Source organism: Streptomyces sp. NBC_00285 (genome assembly GCF_036174265.1).
In the GTDB taxonomy this organism is placed as follows: Bacteria; Actinomycetota; Actinomycetes; order Streptomycetales; family Streptomycetaceae; genus Streptomyces.
On the sequence record NZ_CP108055.1, the window covers coordinates 5,290,948 to 5,313,017 of the forward strand.

A 22,070-nucleotide genomic window follows, 5' to 3' on the forward strand; every position below is an offset into this window, starting at 1 on the left:
CCACCCCGGCCCGGTGCAGAGAGCACGCTCCCTGCACCGGGCCGGTCTTCTTTGCTGGTCTTCTTCGAGGAGGTACGTGACATGGGAGTGACCGCGAGGATCCGAACGCGGGACGGGTGGGCCGTTTCGCACGCGGTCGTCACGGTGACCGACATGAGGGGCACGCAGGTGCTGCGCGCGGAGGCCGACGCCGAAGGCGCGGTACGGGACGGCACGCCGCTGGAGCCCGGGCCGTACACCGTCATCGTCACGGCCGTCGGGTACGCGCCCGCCGCGTCCAGCGCGATCGTCACCGCGAGCGGCCGCGCCGAGGTCGGCACGGTCACCCTGGCCCGCATCGGCGGCACGGAACTCCCGCCGCCCGGCCCGTGGACCGTGGACCCGGCCCACTCCGGCGTGAACGCGGTCGCCCAGCACCTGGGCATCTCCAGCGTGCACGGCCGCTTCACCGACTTCACCGCGGCGATCGAGGTCGCCCCGGACGACGTGACCAAGTCCCGGGTGGAGGCGGTGATCCGGGCCGCCTCCATCGACACGGGGAACGCGACGCGGGACGAGCACCTGAGGTCGGCCGACTTCCTGGACGTCCAGCGGTACCCGGAGATCACGTACCGCTCGACGGGACTGACCGTGGCCGGTACGGACCGGTGGACCGTGCGCGGTGAGCTGGCGATGCGCGGTGTCGTACGGCCCGTCGACCTCGACCTCGCATATCTGGGGACGGGGGCCGACCCCTGGGGTGGGACCCGGGCCGCCTTCCGGGCCACGACCCAGCTGCAGCGCGAGGACTTCGCCATGAACTACAACCAGGTCGTGCAGGCGGGGATCGCCGCCATCGGGACGACACTGAAGGTCGAACTCGATGTGCAGGCGGTACAGGGGGAGTCGCTGCCGCAGGTGTGAGGGCGTTGTCAGTGGCGGGTCGTACGGTTCGGGGTATGGAGCGGACCACGGGGGTGCAGGGCTACTACGCCGAGTCGGCGGAGCGGCTGGGGAGGGTGTACGAGAGCGTCTCCTTCGAGACCGTGCACGAGGCGCTGCTTGATCTGCTGCCGGACGCGCCCGCGCGGGTGCTGGACGTCGGCGCGGGCACGGGGCGGGACGCGGCGGCGCTGGCCGCGCGGGGGTTCACGGTCGACGCGGCCGAGCCGGTGGCGGAGCTGCGGGGTGTGGCCGAGCGGCTGCATCCCGGATGCGGGGTGAGCTGGCGGGCGGGTTCTCTGCCTGAACTGGACGGCGTCCGGGGGCCGTACGACGTCGTGCTGCTGTCCGCGGTGTGGATGCATCTGCGGCCACCGGAGCGGCCCGTCGCCATGCGCCGCCTGGCGGGGCTCCTCGCGCCCGGCGGGGTCCTGCTGATCACCCTGCGGCGCGGTGAGCCGCCCGCGGACCGGCTCATGTTCGACATACCGCCGGGAGAAGTCGCCGGGCAGGGGGCGGAGGCGGGGCTTCGACTGCTGCGGATCGTGGACGAGGGAGCGGACCGGCTCGGCCGTGACGCGGTTCACTGGAACGCCGTGGCGCTCCAACTACGCTGATCCCATGGCATCGAACATCGCGACCAACAAGTCCGTTTCCCTGGGCGAACTGCTGGACTTCGTGCGGACCCGGCACCGGGCGATCCTGCTGACGCGGCGGGGGGACGGGTCGCCGCAGGCCTCGCCGTTGACGTCCGGGGTGGACGACTCGGGGCGGATCGTCATGTCGACGTACCCCGAGCGGGCCAAGACGCGGAACGCGAAGCGTGATTCCCAGGTCAGCGTGATCGTGCTGAGCGACGAGTGGAACGGACCGTGGGTCCAGATCGACGGCACCGCGGAGGTCGTCGACTCACCGGAATCCGTCGAACCGCTGGTGGAGTACTACCGGAACATCGCCGGGGAGCACCCGGACTGGGACGAGTACCGGGCGGCGATGGTGAAGCAGGGGAAGTCGATCATCCGGGTCACTCCGGTGCGGTGGGGTCCCGTGGCGACGGGTGGATTCCCCGCACGGCTGGCTTCGCCGGACGCCTGAGGGGGCGGGGCCTCGGGACTTCCGGGGCTTCTGTGACCTCCGGAGCTTCCGGGTCGTCCGGCGGGTGCGGGTGCGGGAGCACTGTGTTGGCCGCCGGTGAGTGCGAGTGCGCTGTGCTGGACGTCCGGCAAGTACGGGAGCCCTGTAGGCCGCCGTCCTTGCTGGTGCCGGTTTACTGCGGCTGGTCGGGCGGCGGGTGGTCGTGGGTCGGGGCGGAGTTGCTGCCGGATGCCGTCCCGCGCTCCTGCGGAGCCGCTGTCACCATCGTCTCGATGCCTGCCACCAGGAGGTCCAGGGCGAACGTGAAGTCCCTGTCCCGCATCTCCTCCACCGTGTCGCCTCCCCTCGCCGTCATGATCTCCTCGTTCTCCTTGAGGATCTCCGCGGCGCCGGGAGACCGGGTGGCGGTGGTCATGGCGTGGCGGAAGAAGGCCTCCTGGGTCATGCCGGCCTGGGCGGAGCGGGCGATGAAGTGGCCCTCGATGGTGCCGAAGCCGTAGACGAACTGGAAGACGGCGGAGATCGCGCCAGTGATGCCGTGGGCGGGCAGGCCGGTCCTGCGGACGACCCGGTGCACGATCCGGGACAGGGCCAGGGAGTGCGGGCCGATGTTGAGGAACGTGCCTGCCAGCGGTGACACCCAGGGGTGGCGGACCAGCAGACCCCGGTACTCCCTGGCCACCGTGCGCAGTTGGTCCCGCCAGTCCTCGTCGGCCTCCGGGTCCGGCAGCTCCAGCTCGCCGAAGGCCGCGTCCAGGGCGAGTTCGAGCAGGTCGTCCTTGGTGTCGACGTACCAGTAGACGGACATCGCGGTCACGTTCAGCTCGGCGGCCAGCCGCCGCATGGAGAACTTCGCCAGCCCCTCGGCGTCCAGGAGACGGACCGTCACCTCGGTGATGCGGTCCCGGTCCAGGCCGGAGGGCTGCCCGCCGGCGCGACCGCCCCGGCGCACCTTGCCTTCCAGCCAGACGCTGGTTCGCGCGGCCGCTCCTTGGCCTGCCTTCACCATGGCGCACCTTCCGAGACGTCGTTCACTTGCAAGGATGCTAGGCCTGGACCGACCTGTGAGGGCGCCGGGCCGTACCGATATGCGGTCACGACACATCCGCAGCCGCCACTGGGCCGAAGTCCCGCCGTCAGAAGGGCCTCAGGGGCTCGGCACCCGCTCGGCCCGCCGCAGCAGCACCGCCGCCAGCAACCCGCCCAGCAGCACGGCCACCGCTCCCACCAACTGACTCGTCTCCAGGCCGGAGGCGAACGCATCGGTGATCCGCGCCCGTTCCTCCTTCGACCCCGCCTCCGCCAGCGCGGCCGGCAGGGACGCCGCCGCCACCGGAACCAGCGCCGCGAACCGGGAGTTCAGCACCGCGCCCAGGACCGCGACACCCAGCCCCTGCCCGAACTCCGCGAGCGTGCCGTTGATGCCCGCGCCCACCCCCGCCTTCTCCGGGGGGATCGCGCTCATGACGGCGTTGGCCATGGCGGGCATCGCGAAGGCGACCCCCGCGCCCATGACGACCAGGCCGGCCAGCATGCCGCCGTACCCGTGCCGGCCGAGCACCGCGATCGCCGCGAGGCCCGTCGCCAGGCAGGTCATGCCGAGCGCGATGGTGAGCGGCGTACCGGCCCTCGGCAGCAGCTTCGCGCTGACCCCGGTGAGGTTGAGCGCGACGATCGTGAGGGCGAACGGCGCCGTCCGCAGGCCGGCCTCCAACGGGTCGTATCCGAGGACGAACTGGAGGTGCTGCGTGAGCAGGAACAGCGAGCCCGCCATGCCGAACGCGACGAGGATCGCGCCCGCGACCGCTCCGGTGAACCGTTGGTTGCGGAAGAAGTGCATGTCCAGCATCGGGTGGGGGACGCGCAGTTCCCACACGGCGAACCCGGCCAGCACCACGATCCCGATCGCGGCGGAGGTGAGGGTGGTGGAGGAGGTCCAGCCGTGGTCGGGGCCGGAGATGATCGCGTAGACGACGCTTGTCATGCCGATCGTGGAGAGCAGCGCGCCGAGCAGGTCGGGGCGGTCGCCCTGCGGGTTCTTCGACTCGGGCACCAGGGCCAGGACCGCCACGAGTCCGATGACCGCGACCGGGATGTTGACGAGGAAGATCGCGCCCCACCAGAAGTGGTCGAGCATCACCCCGCCGAGCAGCGGACCCACGGCGAAACCGAGCGAGTTGACCGTCGACCACAGGCCGATCGCCTTGACGCGCTCGCTGTCGTCGAAGATCTGCACGACCACGGCGAGCGTGGTGGTGATCAGGAGTGCGCCGCCGACGCCCATGCCGGCGCGGGCCGCGATGAGTTGCCCGCTGGTCGTGGCGAGGCCCGCCACCAGGGAGCCGATGCCGAACAGGGCCAGGCCCGCCATCAGCAGCTTCTTGCGGCCGTAGCGGTCGGCGGCGCTGCCCGCCGTGAGCAGCAGTCCGGACTGCACGAGCGAGTAGGCGTTGATCATCCACTGGATGTCGGAGGTGGCCGCGCCCAGTTCGCGCGTGAGGGAGGGGATCGCGACGTTCAGGACGGTGTTGTCGAGCAGCACGGTGAGCTGCGCGAGGCAGATGACGCCGAGGATCAGCCAGCGCTGGGGGTGGCCCCGGGAGACGGTGAGGGAGGCGGGAGCGGACATGCCGTACACCGTAGAACAGTTCCTATACGCTGTACAACGCGGTTTCCGGTTGGAGGAACGCCGAAGGGCGGCGACCGGAGTCACCGCCCTTCGCCTTCGGAGAACCGTCAGCTGCTCGCCTTCTGGGTGAGGTCGTAGAAGGTGGCCGTACCGACCGTCACCTTCTTGAACGTGGCCTCGACCCACGAGGAGATCTGCGAGGACGTACCGCTGCTGCTGCCGCCCATGCCGCCGCCGGTGCCGCTGGAGATGAAGTAGTGGATCTTGCCGTCCTCCACGTACTTCTTGAACTGGGCCAGCGTCGGGGACGGGTCGGTGCCGTTGAAGCCGCCGATCGCCATCACTGACCCGTCGGTGGCCAGCTGGTAGCTCGCGGCGTTCTGGGCGCCGATCGCGGCCGCCGCCCAGGTGTAGTCGCCGGCGTCGGCCTCCAGCAGCTTCTTGGCCTCGGAGGAGACGGTGGCGCCGTTGAGCAGGCCACCGACACCGCCACCACCCATGCCGCCGCCGGGCATGCCGCCCTGCTGGTTCCGGCCCTGGGTGTTCCCGTTGCCGTTCTGGCCAGGCATCCCACCGGTACCGCCGGGAGTGCCGTTGCCCTGCTGGCCCCGGCCCTGGGTGGTGCCGTTGCCCTGCTGGTTCTGGCCGCCGCCGAAGCCGCCGCCCATGCCGCCACCACCGGGACCGCCGCCCCGGCCGCCGCCGAAGCCCATCGAACTCGCGCCCGCCGGGCCCGCCGTCGGGATGGACCCGGTGTGCGCGGAGTTCACCGTGCTCAGCGTGTACGCCGCAGGACCGGCGAGCGAGGCCACGATGCCCAGCGCCGCCGCGCCGAGCGCCAGCTGCCGGCCGAGCCTGGCCACGAAGACCAGACCGAGCGCGGCGACCAGGCCGCCGACGAGAACCAGCCACTTCAGCCAGGGCAGGTAGTCCGGGGTGCGGTTGAGGAGGACGTAACCCCACGCGGCACCCGCCACGACCGCGGCCGCAAGGGTGAGCGAGGCCCATGTCTCGGCGCGCTTCTCCCAGAGGATCCCCGCGCCCATGCCGACCACGGCCGCGATGTAGGGGGCCAGGGCGATCGTGTAGTACTGGTGGAAGATGCCCGCCATGAAGCTGAAGACCACCACGGTCATCAGCAGCGAGCTGCCCCACACCAGGAACGAACCACGGGTCACCGACGTCCGCTTGAGCTTGCGCGTCGCCACCAGGCCCGCGACGAGCAGGATCAGCGCGGCCGGCAGCAGCCAGGAGATCTGGGAGCCGATCTCGGAGTTGAACATCCGGTTCCAGCCGGTCTCGCCCCACATGCCGGTACCGCCTCCGCCTCCGCCACCGCCCACGCTGCCGGTCTCGTCGCCGCTGAGACGGCCGAGTCCGTTGTAGCCGAAGGTCAGTTCAAGGAAGGAGTTGTTCTGCGAACCGCCGATGTAGGGGCGGGAGGAGGCGGGCCACAGTTCGACGATCGCGACCCACCAGCCGCCGGAGACGACCAGGGCGAGGGTGGCCGCGGCCAGCTGGCCGAAGCGCTTCCGCAGGGAGACCGGCGCGACGACCGCGTACACGATCGCCAGCGACGGCAGGATCAGGAAGGCCTGCAGCGTCTTCGCGAGGAACGCGAAACCGATCGCCACACCCGCCCACACCAGCCACTTCGTCTTGCCGTCCTCGATGGCACGGACGACGAAGTAGCAGGCCAGCGCCATCAGCAGCGCCAGCATCGCGTCCGGGTTGTTGAACCGGAACATCAGCGCCGCGACCGGGGTGAGCGCGAGCACCGCGCCCGCGATCAGACCGGCTCCGGGACTGAAGCGGCGGCGTACGGAGGCGTAGACGACGGCGACCGTGCCGACGCCCATGAGGACCTCGGGGCCCAGGATCGTCCACGTGTTCAGGCCGAAGATCCGCGCCGCGATCTCCATCGGCCACAGGAACGCCGAGGGCTTGTCGACGGTGATGGCGTTGCCCGCGTCGAGCGAGCCGAAGAACATCGCCTTCCAGCTCTTGGTGCCGGCCTGGACGGCCGCCGAGTAGAAGGAGTTGGAGTACCCGGAGGCGCTCAGGTTGTAGAAGTACAGGGCCGCGGTGGCAAGCAGCAGGCCGAGGAAGGCCGGGCGCTCCCAGCGGGGATCCTCGGGACGGCCGCGCCACAGTCTGCGCAGGAAGGGCTGCTGGGGTTCGCCGGACTCGGGAGCCGGGGGAGCGACGGGTTCCTGTACGTCCGTCACGGTCACCGCCGGACCCCACCCGGAACCCTGCTGGGTCGGATGGTCGGTCTGCGTGGTCATCAGGAGTTCCTCGGGTCGGTGTCGGTCGGGCGCACCGGCTGCAACTGCACGGTGGCGTCCTTCCAGGAGCGCTGCTCCGCGGCTTCACCGGCGCGGAACTCGGTCGTGTCGTACGGCGATTGCGGCGCCGTGGCGTACTGGTGCGCCGTGGGGCGCTGGGGCAGCGGCCCGAAGGACGGCTGCGGGGAGTAGGCCGGGGAGGCGGGTGTGTGGCCGGCGACCACCGTGGACCGGGAGTCGTCGTCGCGGTCGGGGAACACCCAGGCCCGGAAGAGCAGGAAGCGCAGCACGGTCGCCGCGAGGTTGGCGGCGATCAGGACGGCCAGTTCGGTGGAGTGCGCCGGGTCGCTGGTGGCCGCGTTCAGGGCGGCCAGCGAACCGGCGGTCAGCGCGAGGCCGATACCGAAGACGACCAGGCCCTGCGCCTGGTGCCGTACGGCGCCGCCCCGCCCGCGCACCCCGAAGGTCAGGCGCCGGTTGGCCGCCGTGTTGGCGACCGCGGAGACCAGCAGGGCGAGCGCGTTGGCGATCTGCGAACCGCTGAAGGTCCGGAAGCCGCTGTAGAGGAGGAGGTAGAAGAGGGTCGACAGACCGCCGACGACACAGAACCCGACGAGCTGGCGGGCCAGCCCCTTCGGCACGTCCTGCACATCGCGGTCGCGCGGGTCGTCGCCGAACGGGCGGGCGATCCGGTCCAGCGGCAGCGCGCCGCTGGCGAGGGCCTTGCCCACGCGCCACACCCCCTTCAGGTCGTCGGTGGCCGTCTTGACGATGTGGACGGTGGAGTCCGGGTCGTCGACCCAGTCGACGGGCACCTCGTGGATACGGAGTCCCGCGCGCTCGGCGATGACCAGCATCTCGGTGTCGAAGAACCAGCCGGTGTCCTCGACGAGCGGCAGCAGGACCTGGGCCACGTCACGCCGGATGGCCTTGAAGCCGCACTGCGCGTCGGAGAAGCGGGCCTGGAGCGAGCCGCGCAGGATCAGGTTGTAGGCGCGGCTGATGAACTCGCGCTTGGGGCCGCGCACGACCCGGGAGCTGCGGGCGAGCCGGGAGCCGATCGCCAGGTCGGAGTGGCCCGAGATCAGCGGGGCCACCAGCGGCAGCAGCGCGTTGAGGTCGGTGGACAGGTCCACGTCCATGTAGGCGAGGACCGGAGCGTCCGAGGCGGACCAGACGGTCCGCAGCGCCCTGCCACGGCCCTTCTGCTCCAGCCGGAAGGACGTGACCTCCGGGATCTCCGACTCCAGCCGCCGCGACACCAGGGGCGTGGTGTCCGTCGACGCGTTGTCCGCGATGGTGATGCGGAACGCGTACGGGAACGTGCGCTTGAGGTGCTCGTGCAGTCTCAGCACACACGGCTGGAGGTCCTTCTCCTCGTTGAAGACGGGGATCACTACGTCCAGGACAGGCGTACCGGCGTCGCCGGCCGGGAGGTGCTCCCGCGCCGGCAGAGTGCCGGGAGAAGAGTCGGTTCGCATGACAACGACTCTGGTCATGCCCCCTGTTGCACCCATATGGCGGCGCTGTGCTGTGCCTGTGAGTGCGATTGCCAATTCGTTTCGGGCGCCGGGTGCGGGGTCACGGGACCGACGGCGGGCAGATGCACGGTGAACACGGTGCGCCCGGGCATGCTGTCCACGGTCACGGCGCCCTCGTGTGCGGTCGCGACGGCCTGCACGATGGCGAGGCCGAGGCCGGTCGAACCGGAGGCACGGGAACGTGAGGAGTCGCCGCGCGCGAACCGTTCGAAGACATGCGGGAGCAGGTCGGACGGGATGCCCTGGCCGTTGTCCTCGATGTCCACACACATCCAGGGGCCGCGCCGCTGCACCCGTGCGGTGACGGTCGTGCCCTCGGGAGTGTGTTTGCGGGCGTTACCGAGCAGGTTGATGAGCACCTGCTGGAGCCGGGCCGCGTCACCGGAGACGAGGGCGGGTTCGTCGGGCAGGTCGAGGCGCCAATTGTGGTCCATGCCGGCCGCGCGGGCGTCACTGATGGTGTCCACGACCAGCGGGATCAGATCGGTCTGCTCGAACTGGAGCGGCCGCCCGGCGTCCAGGCGCGCGAGCAGCAGCAGGTCCTCCACGAGCAGCGTCATCCGGCCCGCCTCGGACTCGATACGGCCCAGGGCGTGCCGGGTGTCGGGGCCGACCTCTTCTCTGCCGCGTCGGGTCAGCTCCGCGTACCCGCGGATGGAGGCGAGCGGTGTCCGCAGCTCATGGCTGGCGTCCGCCACGAACTGGCGCACCCGCATCTCGCTCTGCTGACGTGCGTGCAGGGCGCCGTGGACGTGGTTGAGCATCCGGTTCAGCGCGGAGCCCACCTGACCCACCTCGGTGTGCGGATCGCACTCCGCCTCGGGGACCCGCTCGCTGAGGTTGACCTCGCCGGTGTGGAGAGGCAGTTCGGAGACCCGGGTCGCGGTGTTGGCGACCCTGCGCAGGGGGCGGGTGGCGAGCCCGACGAGCACGTAACCAGCGATGACGGCGGCGCCGAGACCGGCGGCGGTGACGCTGATCTCTACGAGGATCAGGGTATTGATGGTGTTGCTCACGGCGTCGGTGGGCAGGGCCACGTAGTAGCCGGCGCCGTCCTTGGACGTGATGTACATCACGAGGTAGTCACCGAGGCCGGGAATGGTCACGACATGCTTGCCGGTGGTGGAGACGCCGGCGAACACGGCCCGTTGGGCCGCGGTCAGCTTGGCGGCCTTCATCCGCTGGCCGGTGTCGCTGGATTCCTGTTCGGCGATGACCGCCTTGGTGATGGTGCCGTTGGCGCCGACCTCGGCGGCCACGGTCTTCTCCTGCGTCGGCCCATAGGTGACGAAGGCGTCGAGCTGATCCTGGTCCTTTGTGCTCGGGGTGCCCGGCCTGCCGAACGGAGGCCCGGACAGACGCTTCCCCGCGTCGAAGACCTGGTCGCCCAACTGCTCGTACAGATGCGACCTGAGCGCCAGTGTGGTCACCGTGCCGATCACCGAGCAGACCACGGCGATCAGCACCACGGACGCGACGACGAGCCGCGTCCGCAGGGTACGCGGCTTACCCGCACGCTTCTGCTTGCGCGGCCGTCGTCGCCCGCTCATGAGGCGGCGGGCTTGATCAGGTAACCGGCGCCACGCCGGGTGTGGATCATCGGCTCCCGGCCCGCGTCGATCTTCCGGCGCAGGTAGGAGATGTAGAGCTCGACGACGTTGGCCTGGCCGCCGAAGTCGTACGACCACACGCGGTCGAGGATCTGCGCCTTGCTGAGCACACGCCGGGGATTGCGCATGAGGAAGCGCAGCAGCTCGAACTCCGTCGCCGTGAGGTGGATGTTCTCCCCGGCCCGGGACACCTCGTGGCTGTCCTCGTCGAGGGTGAGGTCACCGACGACCAGCACGGAGTCGGAACGGCGGTCGGCCGCACCGGAACGGCGGATGAGTCCCCGCAGCCGCGCCACGACCTCTTCGAGGCTGAACGGCTTGGTGACGTAGTCGTCGCCGCCGGCGGTGAGCCCGGCGATACGGTCCTCGACCGCGTCCTTCGCGGTCAGGAACAGCACCGGCACGTCCGGCAGATCACGCCGAAGCCGCCCGAGGACGGCCAGTCCGTCCATGTCGGGAAGCATCATGTCGAGAACGACGGCGTCGGGCCGGAACTCCCGTGCGGTCTGCACGGCACCATGGCCGTCTCCCGCACTCCGGATCTGCCATCCCTCATAGCGCAGGGCCATGGACAGCAGTTCGGTGATCGACAGCTCGTCGTCCACCACAAGCACCCGGACGGGGCTCCCGTCCGGCCTCAGCAGTTCGGTGCGCCCCTGGGGCGAGGTCGTGGTCATGGCCAACACGATGTCGGGGCCCCCTGAGAACACCCTTTCGGAAGTCTGTGATTTCCCTGAGAAACGCACAGGCGCCTCTCAGGAAACACCTGGGCAGCCCCTTGCCCGGCGGGAGTTCCGGGGCGCGCTCGCGAAGTTCCGGCGGGTCCCCACCCCGGCATTACGCAGGGAGTATCGCCCGTATCAGCGCTCCCGCGCGGCACGGACAGGAGGCGCGCACGAGGGCCCGGTGTCGCGCTTCAAAGGCAACCGCACCCCCGTCAGAACAACCCGTCCTGAACCCCTGCCTCCTCCTTGAACTCCCTTACCGGCACCGTGTTCCTCGCCCCGTCGCCCGGAACCAGCTCCCACCCCGTCATCAGCCGCGTGTCCAGTGCGACGACCCCCTTGCCGTCCGTCTCCAGGTGCAGGTCGGGCCCGGCGGCCGCGACGAGCCGACCGCCCACCGCCCCGCCCGCGACGAGTTCGCGCACCTCGCCCACAGCAGCGGGGAGGCCCGCGAGGCCGAAGACCCCGACGTGATCGACCGGTTCGTACGGCGCCCGGTCCAGGGACTCCGGCCAGCCGCCCAGTGCCACCGCCCGCGCGTGCAGCCCGGCGATCTCCGCGGCCCGCTCAGCGGCCGACGCCGGCAGGGCGGACCGGACGGCCCGCTTGGCGCCGTACGGGATACGGTCCGGTACCGAGAGCGCGGCCCGCAGCAGCTCCTCGGTGCGCCGCGCTGCCATGAGCGGGCCGGTGCCCAGCCAGCTGAAGCACACGGCGCCCTGCTCCAGCAGCCGCGCGGATCCCCGCTCGTGCGCGGTGATGCCGACCTTGGTCATGCCAGGCCCGAACCAGGCCAGATATACCCGGTACGGTCTCGGATCGTCCGCGAAGGTGTCCGCGGCCACCGAGTGCGACCGGTCCAGCCGCGCGCACTCCTCGCATCGCGCCCCCGTGCTCCGCCCCGACACCACGGCCCGCGCCACACACACATGCCCCCGCGCTCCCACGCATGTCCGCACACCCCCCTCCGCGACCCCGAAGGCCACCCGCTTCCCCCAGGTCAGCGCACTGCGCCGCCCGCCGTCCCACCGCAGCACGGGACCGTCGGCCGACCATCGCAGCCCCGAGCACTTCCACGCCTGTGCCATCCCTCACGAGAGTAGGCGCCACCACTGACAACGAGGGTCGCGCGAGGGACGAGGGAGAACGGCCGGGTAGCTCCCCAGGGGCGAGAACACCGAACCCGGACCCGGTGCATCGGTCCGAGCCAGGCGCTGGATCAGCCCACCGACTCCACGGAGACGGGTTCCGCCACTGCCCCACCCCTCGGCCCGACCGCCACAGCCGGCTTCCTCGGGCCGCCCCGCCCTGCCATCCGGCACCCGACGCACTCGCCATGTCCCTGCCGCGCACCCGTGTCCCGCACCCGCATCCCCCACTGTTCGCGCGGCCGGCGCCCCGGCGGCTTGCCCCAGCCGGTCAGATGCAGGGCCCAGGTGACGAGGGCGCTCAGCGCGGTGATCACGAGGCCGACGACGATCAGCGGACCGGACACCAGACACACCCCCAGCCCCAGCACGGAGGTCCCGACGGTCGCGACGGCGACGCCGGTCCACCCGGCGACCGTATGCCCCTCGTCATACTGATGTGCGCTCACAGTTCCTCCTCCACCCGCCAGATCTCTCACTTGCTAAGAAGTTTAGTACAGAAACCTCTTACGGGCTAAGGGAAATGCGCCCATGGACAGACCCCCTCCACAGAACCGGGAATCCGATGCACGCCGAGCCCCGCCCCACCGCCACTCCGGCCCAGGCACTGGAGGCGATGGACTTCTTCGTCGCCACCGCCCACCTCGGCCAGCAGGAGATGGCCCAACGGCTGGGGCTCAACGTCACCGACCTGGTGTCCTTCGCCTTCGTACTGAAGGCCGGCGACGACCTCCTCACCGCGGGCGAACTCGCCGAACACGCCCACGTCACGACCGGCGCGGTCACCGGCATCCTCAACCGCCTCGAACGCGGCGGCTACGTCACCCGCGTCCCCGACCTCACCGACCGCCGCCGCGTCAGGGTCGCCGCGCTGCCCGACGCCGTGGCCCGGGTCGTCGCCCTCTACCAGCCGTACTACGACCGCCTCGGCGCCGTTTTCGCGGAGTACTCCGCCGACGAGATCGCCGTACTCCACGACTGGTTCAGCCGTACGAACGATCTCGCGCTCGCGTACATCGAGGAGCTGCGGGCGAAGGACGCGGACGGCGAGTAGCGGGACCTCCCCACCCCGGGGGTGTGGCCAGCCCCACCATGAGTCCGGGAGAGCGCTCCATCGTTCCGGCAAGCTCGCGACGGCATCGTTGATCTCAGCTGATCCACCGGGATCAAGCGGATCAGAGAAGCCACGCCGGAGGGGCACACCATGGAGACGCAGACGGCCGACAGGACCCAGTCCCCGTCCTCTCCCGCACTCTCCTCCCCCTCGGCTCCCGGCCCCTTCGCCTCCTTCGCACGCTTCGTCGTCTGCGGCGGCGGAATCGGTGTCCTCTCCAGCTTCGCCGTACCGCTGGTGGCCATGACGATGCCCTGGGCGGTCGCGAACGCGGTGATCACTGCGCTCTCGACGCTCCTCTGCACCGAGCTGCACGCCCTGTTCACCTTCGGCACCGGCCGCCGGCCGGGCTGGCGCCAGCACTTCCAGTCGTCCGGCTCCGCAGTCGCCGCGTACGTCGTCACCTGCGCCGCGATGTTCCTCCTCCACACCTTCCAGTCGGCGCCGAGCATGCTCACCGAGCAGGCCGTCTACCTCACCGCCTCCGGCCTGGCCGGCATCGGCCGCTTCCTGGTCCTGCGCCTGTTCGTCTTCGCCGGCACCCGCAAGCCGCAGCGCCCCGCGGCCAGGACCACGGCCCTGCCCCGCCCGGTTCTGTCCCAGGTCGCGGTGAGCGCCGCCTGCTGACGGGGGGATACCGGAGTCGGAGCACCGGGAGTTCAGAGCGCCAGGTAGCGCCGCAGTGCCTCCACCCCGTCGGACACGAAGGTCCCGCGCCCGACCGCCTCCACCAACTCGCCCTCACCGAGCCAGCCGTGCCACGCGATCTCCGCCGGATCGGGCACGAGCGCTCCGGTCACGACGACTTCGTGCACCCCGAGCCAGTAGGGGCTGATCTCCCCACGGCACAGGAACTTGAACACGAAGCGCACCGGCGCCCCGAACACCCCCAACTCCTCGCAGAGTTCACGCGCCGCCGCCTCCTCGTACGACTCCCCGACCGCCGCGGCCCCGCCCAACAGCCAGTTGTACTGACCCGGGAAGCGGGAGACATCGTCCGGCCGCCGATGCACGAGAATCCGCCCACCCGGATCACGGCAGACCGTGGTCGAGACCCGGTGCAGCCACCCCTTCTCGATGGCCTCCGCCCGGTCCACCACCCCGATCACCCGGTCGTACTCGTCCACCCGCTCCACCAGTTCACCCACGACGACAACGATCGCAGAGGGGTACGACAGCGCCGCCGCCGTCGGAGCTCCGCAGGCTCTGTGGGAGGGGTAGCGACCCCCTCGGGGTACAGCTGGCCCCACCCCGGATCGGGCAGGCCGCCACATGTCGCCGACCCCGGATCAAAGGCATCGTGGAAGCCATCGGATCCCGGATCCCCGGACCCCGAGCCCGAGTTCACCGCCCTCCTCAGGAAGGAACTCCCATGAGCCTGCTCCTGTCCTCCCTCTCCCCTGTCGAGACCTCCCCCGACAGCGAGCTGACCCCGCTCCTCACCGCCTGGGACCTGGCTCACCCCGCCGCGGCCGACCCCGACTGGCGCCACCTGCTCGACGAACTCGCCCACCCCGGCACCACCCAGGCGTTCCACAGCCTGGCCATGAGCGCCGGATGAGCGCACACCGGTTCGTCGTTCACTCGGCGTCGAGCTGGTGGTCGGCCCAGACGTAGCTTTCGGGCAGCAGGTCCGCGATGGGGACGGCTCGGACACGGTCGCCCGCGCCGACGATGACCTTCAGATCGGGGAAGTAGTCGAGGAGAACCTGCCGGCAACGACCGCACGGCGGAACGACCCCGCGCTCACGGTCGCCCACGGCGACGATGGTCTCCAGCTCGTGGACGCCCTGGGCGGCGGCCGTACCGATGAGCACCAACTCGGCGCAGGGGCCGCCCGTGAAGTGGTAGGCATTCACCGCGGTGACGATCCTGCCGTCCCGGCCACGGCCCGCGGCCGCCATGGTGTGGTTGTCGCCCCGACAACGCGTGCGAGCGACCTGCGCCGCGGCTTCGACGAGTTCATGGTCGACAGGCTGAGTCCGAGTGATCATCTGTGCATCCTCCCCCTCGCCCCACATCCAGGTACCCGGCGCTGTCGGTTTTCAGGAACACCAGGTCCTGCCGGAGGACCGTACGTGCCGCACGGGTCGTGTCCCCGCTGGATCCGCAGCTCTTGCCGCAACGGTCGATGACGTCATTCCGACTGCTCGGGAGAGGCCGGCGGGAGCTGACGGCCAGGGACGGTTGCTGGGGTCGCTGCATCTGGTCGCCGAACCCTCTCGACAGCTTTGCGGGCACCGGCGAGGTTGGCACGGCTGATGAGAGTGTCGGGGTGGGAGTCGCCCAGCACCTCCTCGCGCTGGGCGAGGGTCGCCTCGAACAGCGCGATCGCCCGCTCCGGATCCCCTGCGTCCTCGTAGGCGATGGCGAGGTTGTTGCGGCTGGTCAACGTGCGAGGGTGGGTGACGCCGAGTACCCGCTCGCGCTGCGCGAGGTTCGCCTCGAACAGCGGGACGGCCCGCTCCAGATCCCCCACCGCCCGGTACGCGCTCGCAAGATTGTTGCGGCTGGTCAACGTGCGAGGGTCGGCGTCGCCGAATACCTGCTCGCGCTGGGCGAGGTTCGCCTCGAACAGCGGGACGGCCCGCTCCAGATCCCCCACCGCCCGGTACGCGCTCGCAAGGCTGTTACGGCTGGCCAGGGTCGAGGGGTGAGTGACGCCGAGCACCTCCTCGCGCTGCGCGAGGGTGGCCTCGTACAGCGGGATGGCCCGCGCCGGATCCCCTGCGTCCTCGTAGGCGATGGCGAGGTTGTTGCGGCTGGTCAACGTGCGAGGGTGGGTGACGCCGAGTGCCTCCTCGCGCTGCGCGAGGACGGCCTCGTACAGCGGGATGGCCCGCGCCGGATCCCCCATCGCCTCGTAGGCGCCGGCAAGGTTGTTGCGGCTGGTCAACGTGCGGGGGTGGGTGACGCCGAGTACCTGCTCGCGCCGGGCGAGGTTCGCCTCGAACAGCGGGACGGCCCGCTCCAGATCCCCCACCGCCCGGTACGCGCTCGCAAGGCTGTTACGGCTGGCCAGGGTCGAGGGGTGGGAGTCGCCCAGCACCTCCTCGGACTGAACGAGGGTCGCCTTGAGCAGCGCGATGGCCCGCGCCAGATCCCCCATCGCCTCGTAGGCGCCGGCAAGGTTGCTGCGGGTTATGAGGGTGTCGGGGTGGGTGTTGCCCAGCACCTTCTCGGACTGGGCGAGGGCGGACTCGTACAGCCGAGCGGCCCGCTCCGGATCTCCCATCGCCTTGTAGGCGACGGCGAGGTTGTTGCGGCTGGTCAGGGTCGAGGGGTGGGTGTCGCCGAGTACTCGCTCGCGCTGGGCGAGGGTGGACTCGTACAGCGGGACAGCTCGCTCCAGATCCCCCGCCTCCCGGTAGGCACCCGCGAGGCTGTTGCGGGTGATGAGGGTGGAGGGGTGGGTGTCGCCCAGCACCTCCTCGGACTGGGCGAGGGTCGACTCGAACAGCGCGATCGCCCGCTCCAGATCCCCCACCGCCCGGTACGCACCCGCAAGGTTGATACGGGTGGCCAACGTACGAGGATTGGTGTCACCGAGTATCTGCTCGCGCTGGGCGAGGGTGGACTCGTACAGCCGGACGGCCCGCTCCGGATCTCCCATCGCCTTGTAGGCGACGGCGAGGTTGTTGCGGCTGGTCAGGGTCGAGGGGTGGGTGACGCCGAGTACCTCCTCGCGCTGCGCGAGGGTCGACTCGAACAGCCGGACGGCCCGCTCCAGATCCCCCGCCGACATGTATGCGAGGGCCAGATTGTTACGGGTGTTCAGGGTGAAGCGATGGGTATCACCCAACTCCTGCTCGCGCTGGGCGAGGGTCGACTCGAACAGCGGGATGGCCCGCTCCAGATCCCCCGCCTCCTCGTAGGCGCTGGCCAGGTGGTTGCGGCTGACCAGCGTGTCGGGGTGGGAGTCGCCCAGCACTCGCTCCTGCTGGGCGAGGGTCGACTCGAGGAGCGGGACTGCCCGCTCCAGATTCCCCGCCTCCAAGTAGGCGCCGGCCAGGCTGGTGCGGCTGACCAGAGTGTCTGGGTGGGTGACGCCGAGTACCTCCTCGCGCTGCGCGAGGGTGGACTCGAACAGCGGGATGGCCCGCTCCAGATCTCCCGCGTCCTTATAGGCGCCGGCCAGGTGGTTGCGGCTGGCCAGGGTAGAAGGGTGGGTATCACCCAGCGCCTGCCCGGAGTGCGCGAGGACAGCTGTGCGCAGGGGGATGGAGTGAGCATCGCGACCCTGCCGGAACAGGTACTGGGCGGCAGCACGGCAGATGCGTGCGGTCTCGGCCGACGCGGGGCGGCTCGGTGGTGCGGATTCGGCCAGGGCGAAGATGTGGGGGAGCAGGCGTTCCCACCGCGTGTTCGCCTCCGTGCCAGTGTCGTTCCCGTCGGGGATGGCCTGCTTCAGAGCCTGTTCGGCCTCGTGTCGGCCCAGGGCGTCGGCGCTGGTGTCAGCGGTGGCGCGGGCGCGCACCACCATCTGCACCAGTCGGTGCACGGTGATGCCCTGGCGGTCGGCGGTGAAGGCGATCATGTTGTAGGCGTGAAGCACGCCCAGCGCGTCGCCCAACGCGATCGGGTCGGTGGCCTGCGCGGCGAGGAGAGTCCGGGGGATGTCATCGGGGGCCAGCCACACGATCGTGTGCAGGAGTCCGAGGGCCAGCGGATCACGACCTTCGACCGCGGTCAGAGTGTGGAGCCAGATGCGGGCGATCGTGCGTTCCGGATCAGTGCCGTCCGCTGCCCTGTCGAGGCCCCGTCCCAGCAAGCGCTGGTACACACCCAGAGCGGTACCCGTCTGATGGAGGTAGGCCCCCACCTGCTCCAGCGCCAAGGGCAGATACCCGAGCTCGGCGGCCAGATCAGCGGCCTGGCGCCGCTGTTCGGGGGTGGGTCGCCCCTGTCCCAGGGCGAGTGTGCACAACAGGTCCACGGACGCGTCCGGGTCCATCAGGCCCAAGGCCATGGTCGGGGCGATGGTGTGCCAGCCGGTCGCCTTCCGGCTGGTGGCCAGATGATGGCCGTCCGCCAGGGTGCCGAGGTAGTGGCGCAGGTCCGTCGGGTCCTCGACGTTGTCGAAGACCAGCAGCCAGCCCGGATGCCACTGCAGCCATACGATCGCCCATGCCGCACGCTCCTCCATGCCCACTGTCGCTGCCCATTGCGGGCACAGCCTCACTGCCAGCGTGGCCAGCCCCGTGACGATCTGTTCGGTGGAGTGGGCAGTGATCCACCACACCAGCGTGTACTCCCGCCGGTACGCATGGGCGTAGTGCAGCGCGAGCGAACTCTTCCCGATCCCGCCCAGGCCGTGAATCGCCTGCGTCCGGGACGAGGCCTGAGTCACCGAGGCCTCACCCTCCGCGACCAACAGCCCCCGCAGCCGCCTCAGTTCCTGGTCCCGGCCCACGAACACCCCGGACGCCGACCCCGGCAAATTCGCCGCCCCCGGCGGCGCGCTCACCTCCCGCGCCCACCGCACCGCCTCCGGCGGCAGCATCACCACCCGGGCGTCGTCGCCGGTGACAGCTACCGCGATGCTGCCGGCGGCGATCGATCGGGGGCCCGAAGCCAGTGGCCCACTCGGCGTGGACAGCTGCTCACTGCTCACGGCCTGAGCGTGGCGTTGTCACCGGTGATCGCAGTACCGATCGTCTGGGCGGCGATGGACCGCTCACCGGACGCGGTCACCGTCACCGGCCCACCAGCAGGGGGCAGCAACCCGACCAGTTCCCGCAGCAACTCGGCGTCCTCGCGTACCGCCCGCCTGACCTGCTGCCGCAGTGCCGCGGCTGCGTCCCCGTCGTCGGTCACCTCGGCCGCGTCCTGAACGGCCGCCTCCAGTTCGGCACGCCCCTGCTCGTCCCGACGACGCCACACCGACTGCAGCATTCGCCGCCCGACGTTCGCCGTCGCGTCGACCGCAGCGTTCTCGGTCCGGGTCAGCACTCCCGCGCCATAGGCCCCCAGGGCCGCCGTCAGATACGGGCCCGCCTGACCCACAAACTGAACGATCTCCGCGCTCATCCCCAACTCCTTGGCTTGCGGCTCTGCTTGCCCCACAACCTCAGGGTAAGGACACGCCCCTGCCGGCAGACCGGGAACGCCGGAAGCAGCAGGCGCGGTCCCGGCTGCCCAAGCACCGAAGGGACCGTGGTCCGGGAAGCTGCGAGCACCTGGATCCGGCCCGGGCGCCGACCTGGGCGATTGCGCGGTGGCACGCCTCATCGCCCTGCCGCTTTCACCGTGCTTGCCGCTGTTGCCTGCTCCATCTGGTGCGCGGCTCCATGCGGTGCGCGGCTCTATCCAGTGCGCGGCTCTACTTACGGTCGAGTGCCGTCGATGTGCTTGAGCAGCGTTCGGGCTTCGACGGTGCGGCTGTGGTCCGGGCCGAAGGAGGCCAGGCAGGCATCATGAGCGGCTGCAGCCTGGCGACGGGCATCGGGAGCGCGCCGCAACCCCAACAGGGCAGTAGCAACGGACAGTTCGACGGCGCCCGTATCTGGATGGCGCTGGTGATCGGGCAGAGCGCGGTACAGCTTGTCGGCCCCCTGCGCCTCGATGAGGGCCTCTTCGTGGCGAGCTTGGCCGTTGAGGCTGCGAGCCAGGCCGAGTCGCAGGACGAGGGACGCCCGGTCACGTACGCGATGGGCGTCCAGGGCCTCGCGGGCGAGTGCTTCAGCCTCCTGGTGGCGCCCCTGCGCATTGAGGGCGAATACCAGCCCATTGCGGGCGGACGCTGCCAGGAGTGACATTTCCGGGCCGGTACCGCGGCCCGCGGCCTCGGCGACGGCCGCACATTCTGCCTCGCACTCGGCGTGCTGACCGAGCGAGGTCATCTGCTGGCCGCGGTCCGAGCGCAGCTTCAGGGTCAACCAGTGATCGGCTCCAAATATCCTGCTGAAGGCAGGCAGCGCTTCGTCGTAGGTGGCGAGTGCCTCGGCGTGGCGGCCTTGGGCGCCCGTCGCGATTGCGGCGATGTTCAGCGCCGCAGCTGCGTACCTGTCGTCGCGCGGCCGCGATCGGGCGACGGCACGGGCTTCGGCCTCCGCCTCGGCGTAACGCCCGGCTTCGTAAAGGGCTTTGGCCTCCGCCACAGGCGTCCCCGTCATTCGTTGGGCGCCGCTTCGGCCACGCCGCCGTAAAAATCTCATGACCGGGAGCATACGGATGCTGCGCAGGCTGCTCGGCGAAGAGGCAAGGAGACAGTCGGCAGCCCTGGCGTCCTAAAGGTTCATCTCATTTGGTGAGTGGCTCGCCTTGCGTTCGTAGCGGCGATGGAGGCGCCGGAATCCGGCGAGCCAGGCCATGGTGCGTTCGATGGTCCAGCGGTGGGGGCCCAGTCGTGTGGAGGACTCGCTGCCCCTGCGGGCGATGCGATGCCGGATGCCGCGGCTGCGTAACCATCGGCGCAGGTGGTCATAGTCGTAGCCCTTGTCGCCGTGGAGGTTGGCGGGACGCCGCCGACGCGGTCCGCGGCGGGAGCGGATGGGAGGGATGCCTCGTACAAGCGGTTCGAGGGCCTGGCTGTCGTGCAGGTTGGCACCCGAGATGCCGACAGACAGACAGGGGTAGTCCGGTGCGCTCGGTGATCAAGTGGATCTTTGAGCCGTACGTGCCCCGAGAAGCCGAGCCGACGCAGGAGGCCGACATCTACGCCCTCGGGGCGTCCCTCCTGATCTCAGCCACCGGGTGGCGAGCGGTCGAGTACCCGGACGACGCAAGCGTCGGCGTCCTGGCAACCGGATGAAGTTTCGAGCCCTCGTGGGATCACCCTGGGCCGTTGCCGTCAAACACTGCCGTCACGGCATAAAGCAAAGGCCCTGTGGATCACTCCACAGGGCCTTTGACGTGCTGTGCACTCGGCAGGATTCGAACCTGCAACCTTCTGATCCGTAGGATCGGGCAGGTTGTTTGGCGGGGGCTCGCCCTCCTCCCGCCTGATTGCTGGTGGTCGCGATCAACAGCCTCTGTGTGCCGTCGTTGCCGTCAGGGTTGCCGTCAGTTCTGGACAGGGACAGGGCCAGCGCCAACTCCCAGCGTGCACAGGACTCCAGTCCTCACTCCGGCTGAGAGTTACAACCTTCTGTACTGGTTTCAAGCCCCGGCTACGCTCCGCTCCGCCGGGCGCGCTTCCCGGCTCTGGCCGCGCCCCCGCTCCTGCCTTCGGCCCGCTCGGCGCTGCCGCCGCCGACGCACGCCCACATGTGGATAGGGCCGGAGGCCATGAGTTGAGCACCGTATGAGCGGTCACGGTCAGAACGAGCCTCCGGCGGGGGATCGGCCGACACCGGGGCGGAGGGGGCGCCGTTCGAGGCTGCGGGTCCGTGGTGGCGCGCGCGGGGAGCTTCCGTCCCGACCGCCATCGACCCAGGCAGAGCCGAGCAGACGTGGCTCAGGGGCGTCAAGGTCGTTCGTACAGTGGTGGGTTAAGGCGGTCGTTTAGGGAAGGTCACTCAACCCGGAAACAGCTATGCCGTCAGGACACAAGGATGCCGAGATTGATCAGGCGATATCCCATGGCCTCCACACTTACATCGAATTCACGCGCCATCTCGGAAATCAGATTCTCTCTACTCATGGGGCCGCCTCTAAGATGAGTAGATACCCTCTGCCTAATGAAACTCTCGGGCATCAAGATCGCGGCAGCGAATGCATTTGCTTCAATTTCCTCAATATCCGTCGCCATGCTCGATTTTTCATCTCGCCAGTTAACACGCATGGTGTGATCGACGATCAGCTTACCCTCGTGCATCACCAAGTGCCCCAGCTCATGGGCGATAGTAAAGCGCTGCCGACGCTGGCTAGTTGAGGCATTCACCCCAATAATCCATGTTTCCCCATCACGCAGCGCGAACCCCGACTGAGTCCCATCAAAAGCTTTGCGCGCAATCAAGGCGCCTTCGGAGCGCGCAATGTCCTCAATAGGGATGGGCAGCTTCGGCACTCCGTGCTTCTCAAGGAGTTCATTTGCTTTTTGGGTCGGCTGAGCCATG

Annotated in this window: 20 protein-coding genes and 2 pseudogenes; 7 read left to right on the forward strand and 15 right to left on the reverse strand. The window is 69.9% G+C overall.

Features of this window, described 5'->3' with window-relative positions:
* The first annotated feature begins 81 nt into the window (after positions 1–81).
* From OHT57_RS24335 to OHT57_RS24345, 3 genes are read left to right on the forward strand one after another with little or no spacing between them, the layout of a single operon-like run.
* Complete coding sequence (locus tag OHT57_RS24335; protein WP_328748604.1) at positions 82–903, forward strand: YceI family protein; 822 nt, start codon at positions 82–84, stop codon at positions 901–903.
* A 35-nt stretch (positions 904–938) separates the two neighbouring features.
* Entirely contained in the window at positions 939–1,538 is a 600-nt protein-coding gene (locus OHT57_RS24340; protein ID WP_328748605.1) for a class I SAM-dependent methyltransferase, read from the forward strand.
* A 4-nt stretch (positions 1,539–1,542) separates the two neighbouring features.
* A complete protein-coding gene (locus OHT57_RS24345; RefSeq protein WP_328748606.1) occupies positions 1,543–2,016 on the forward strand; it encodes a PPOX class F420-dependent oxidoreductase in 474 nt (157 codons plus the stop codon).
* A 172-nt stretch (positions 2,017–2,188) separates the two neighbouring features.
* Here OHT57_RS24345 and OHT57_RS24350 read toward each other — a convergent pair whose 3' ends face one another.
* The 8 genes from OHT57_RS24350 to OHT57_RS24385 all read right to left on the reverse strand — a co-directional run bounded on the left by OHT57_RS24350 (position 2,189) and on the right by OHT57_RS24385 (position 12,406).
* Positions 2,189–3,025 carry a TetR/AcrR family transcriptional regulator gene (locus OHT57_RS24350; protein WP_328748607.1) on the reverse strand — a complete coding sequence of 279 codons (837 nt, stop codon included), beginning with the start codon at positions 3,023–3,025 and terminating at the stop codon, positions 2,189–2,191.
* Positions 3,026–3,163: 138 nt separating this feature from the next.
* On the reverse strand, positions 3,164–4,645 hold the full coding sequence (locus tag OHT57_RS24355; RefSeq protein ID WP_328748608.1) for an MFS transporter: 1,482 nt from the start codon (positions 4,643–4,645) through the stop codon (positions 3,164–3,166).
* Positions 4,646–4,752: 107 nt separating this feature from the next.
* Positions 4,753–6,933: a glycosyltransferase family 39 protein gene (locus OHT57_RS24360; RefSeq protein WP_328748609.1), complete on the reverse strand. Its 2,181-nt coding sequence runs from the start codon at positions 6,931–6,933 to the stop codon at positions 4,753–4,755.
* Positions 6,933–8,414 carry a bifunctional glycosyltransferase family 2/GtrA family protein gene (locus tag OHT57_RS24365; RefSeq protein ID WP_328748610.1) on the reverse strand — a complete coding sequence of 494 codons (1,482 nt, stop codon included), beginning with the start codon at positions 8,412–8,414 and terminating at the stop codon, positions 6,933–6,935. Before OHT57_RS24365 ends, OHT57_RS24360 begins: the two co-directional genes overlap by 1 nt.
* A 14-nt stretch (positions 8,415–8,428) precedes the next feature.
* Positions 8,429–10,024 carry a HAMP domain-containing sensor histidine kinase gene (locus OHT57_RS24370; RefSeq protein WP_328748611.1) on the reverse strand — a complete coding sequence of 532 codons (1,596 nt, stop codon included), beginning with the start codon at positions 10,022–10,024 and terminating at the stop codon, positions 8,429–8,431.
* On the reverse strand, positions 10,021–10,761 hold the full coding sequence (locus OHT57_RS24375; RefSeq protein ID WP_177324231.1) for a response regulator transcription factor: 741 nt from the start codon (positions 10,759–10,761) through the stop codon (positions 10,021–10,023). Before OHT57_RS24375 ends, OHT57_RS24370 begins: the two co-directional genes overlap by 4 nt.
* 260 nt (positions 10,762–11,021) lie before the next feature.
* Entirely contained in the window at positions 11,022–11,897 is an 876-nt protein-coding gene (locus OHT57_RS24380; protein ID WP_328748612.1) for a DUF2797 domain-containing protein, read from the reverse strand.
* 131 nt (positions 11,898–12,028) lie between these two features.
* Complete coding sequence (locus OHT57_RS24385) at positions 12,029–12,406, reverse strand: HGxxPAAW family protein (protein WP_328748613.1); 378 nt, start codon at positions 12,404–12,406, stop codon at positions 12,029–12,031.
* Positions 12,407–12,522: 116 nt separating this feature from the next.
* Between OHT57_RS24385 and OHT57_RS24390 the strand changes: the two genes are divergently transcribed.
* Together OHT57_RS24390 and OHT57_RS24395 are read left to right on the forward strand one after the other, a co-directional pair.
* A complete protein-coding gene (locus tag OHT57_RS24390; RefSeq protein WP_328748614.1) occupies positions 12,523–13,011 on the forward strand; it encodes a MarR family winged helix-turn-helix transcriptional regulator in 489 nt (162 codons plus the stop codon).
* A 150-nt stretch (positions 13,012–13,161) separates the two neighbouring features.
* Complete coding sequence (locus tag OHT57_RS24395) at positions 13,162–13,698, forward strand: GtrA family protein (RefSeq protein WP_328748615.1); 537 nt, start codon at positions 13,162–13,164, stop codon at positions 13,696–13,698.
* Between the two features lie 32 nt (positions 13,699–13,730).
* Here OHT57_RS24395 and OHT57_RS24400 read toward each other — a convergent pair whose 3' ends face one another.
* Entirely contained in the window at positions 13,731–14,219 is a 489-nt protein-coding gene (locus OHT57_RS24400) for an NUDIX hydrolase (RefSeq protein WP_328748616.1), read from the reverse strand.
* Between the two features lie 224 nt (positions 14,220–14,443).
* Between OHT57_RS24400 and OHT57_RS24405 the strand changes: the two genes are divergently transcribed.
* Complete coding sequence (locus tag OHT57_RS24405) at positions 14,444–14,632, forward strand: hypothetical protein (RefSeq protein ID WP_328748617.1); 189 nt, start codon at positions 14,444–14,446, stop codon at positions 14,630–14,632.
* 19 nt (positions 14,633–14,651) lie between these two features.
* Here OHT57_RS24405 and OHT57_RS24410 read toward each other — a convergent pair whose 3' ends face one another.
* From OHT57_RS24410 to OHT57_RS24430, 5 genes and pseudogenes are all read right to left on the reverse strand, one after another.
* Positions 14,652–15,065, reverse strand: a complete 414-nt coding sequence (locus tag OHT57_RS24410) for a cytidine deaminase (protein WP_328748618.1) — start codon at positions 15,063–15,065, stop codon at positions 14,652–14,654.
* 143 nt (positions 15,066–15,208) lie between these two features.
* The gene (locus OHT57_RS24415) at positions 15,209–18,685 is read right to left on the reverse strand and encodes a tetratricopeptide repeat protein (protein ID WP_328748619.1); all 3,477 of its coding nucleotides are present in this window, start codon (positions 18,683–18,685) and stop codon (positions 15,209–15,211) included.
* Positions 18,682–19,101, reverse strand: coding sequence for a hypothetical protein (locus OHT57_RS24420; protein WP_328748620.1), 420 nt, complete (start codon positions 19,099–19,101; stop codon positions 18,682–18,684). Before OHT57_RS24420 ends, OHT57_RS24415 begins: the two co-directional genes overlap by 4 nt.
* Before the next feature lie 296 nt (positions 19,102–19,397).
* Positions 19,398–20,186, reverse strand: coding sequence for a tetratricopeptide repeat protein (locus OHT57_RS24425; protein ID WP_328753312.1), 789 nt, complete (start codon positions 20,184–20,186; stop codon positions 19,398–19,400).
* Between the two features lie 114 nt (positions 20,187–20,300).
* Positions 20,301–20,697, reverse strand: a pseudogene (locus OHT57_RS24430) (IS5 family transposase); the annotation flags it as partial.
* A gap of 1 nt (position 20,698) precedes the next feature.
* Here OHT57_RS24430 and OHT57_RS24435 point away from each other — a divergent pair.
* Positions 20,699–20,797 (forward strand): annotated as a pseudogene (locus OHT57_RS24435) (protein kinase family protein); the annotation flags it as partial.
* A 756-nt stretch (positions 20,798–21,553) separates the two neighbouring features.
* Here the strand turns inward: OHT57_RS24435 and OHT57_RS24440 are convergent.
* Positions 21,554–22,069, reverse strand: a complete 516-nt coding sequence (locus OHT57_RS24440) for an ImmA/IrrE family metallo-endopeptidase (RefSeq protein WP_328748621.1) — start codon at positions 22,067–22,069, stop codon at positions 21,554–21,556.
* Position 22,070 lies beyond the last annotated feature (1 nt).

Coding starts and splice junctions, on each gene's coding strand:
- OHT57_RS24335 (WP_328748604.1), top strand. CDS start 82: ATGGGAGTGACCGCGAGGATCCGAACGCGGGACGGGTGGGCCGTTTCG.
- OHT57_RS24340 (WP_328748605.1), top strand. CDS start 939: ATGGAGCGGACCACGGGGGTGCAGGGCTACTACGCCGAGTCGGCGGAG.
- OHT57_RS24345 (WP_328748606.1), top strand. CDS start 1,543: ATGGCATCGAACATCGCGACCAACAAGTCCGTTTCCCTGGGCGAACTG.
- OHT57_RS24350 (WP_328748607.1), bottom strand. CDS start 3,025: ATGGTGAAGGCAGGCCAAGGAGCGGCCGCGCGAACCAGCGTCTGGCTG.
- OHT57_RS24355 (WP_328748608.1), bottom strand. CDS start 4,645: ATGTCCGCTCCCGCCTCCCTCACCGTCTCCCGGGGCCACCCCCAGCGC.
- OHT57_RS24360 (WP_328748609.1), bottom strand. CDS start 6,933: ATGACCACGCAGACCGACCATCCGACCCAGCAGGGTTCCGGGTGGGGT.
- OHT57_RS24365 (WP_328748610.1), bottom strand. CDS start 8,414: ATGCGAACCGACTCTTCTCCCGGCACTCTGCCGGCGCGGGAGCACCTC.
- OHT57_RS24370 (WP_328748611.1), bottom strand. CDS start 10,024: ATGAGCGGGCGACGACGGCCGCGCAAGCAGAAGCGTGCGGGTAAGCCG.
- OHT57_RS24375 (WP_177324231.1), bottom strand. CDS start 10,761: ATGACCACGACCTCGCCCCAGGGGCGCACCGAACTGCTGAGGCCGGAC.
- OHT57_RS24380 (WP_328748612.1), bottom strand. CDS start 11,897: ATGGCACAGGCGTGGAAGTGCTCGGGGCTGCGATGGTCGGCCGACGGT.
- OHT57_RS24390 (WP_328748614.1), top strand. CDS start 12,523: ATGCACGCCGAGCCCCGCCCCACCGCCACTCCGGCCCAGGCACTGGAG.
- OHT57_RS24395 (WP_328748615.1), top strand. CDS start 13,162: ATGGAGACGCAGACGGCCGACAGGACCCAGTCCCCGTCCTCTCCCGCA.
- OHT57_RS24405 (WP_328748617.1), top strand. CDS start 14,444: ATGAGCCTGCTCCTGTCCTCCCTCTCCCCTGTCGAGACCTCCCCCGAC.
- OHT57_RS24410 (WP_328748618.1), bottom strand. CDS start 15,065: ATGATCACTCGGACTCAGCCTGTCGACCATGAACTCGTCGAAGCCGCG.
- OHT57_RS24420 (WP_328748620.1), bottom strand. CDS start 19,101: ATGAGCGCGGAGATCGTTCAGTTTGTGGGTCAGGCGGGCCCGTATCTG.
- OHT57_RS24425 (WP_328753312.1), bottom strand. CDS start 20,186: ATGACGGGGACGCCTGTGGCGGAGGCCAAAGCCCTTTACGAAGCCGGG.
- OHT57_RS24440 (WP_328748621.1), bottom strand. CDS start 22,069: ATGGCTCAGCCGACCCAAAAAGCAAATGAACTCCTTGAGAAGCACGGA.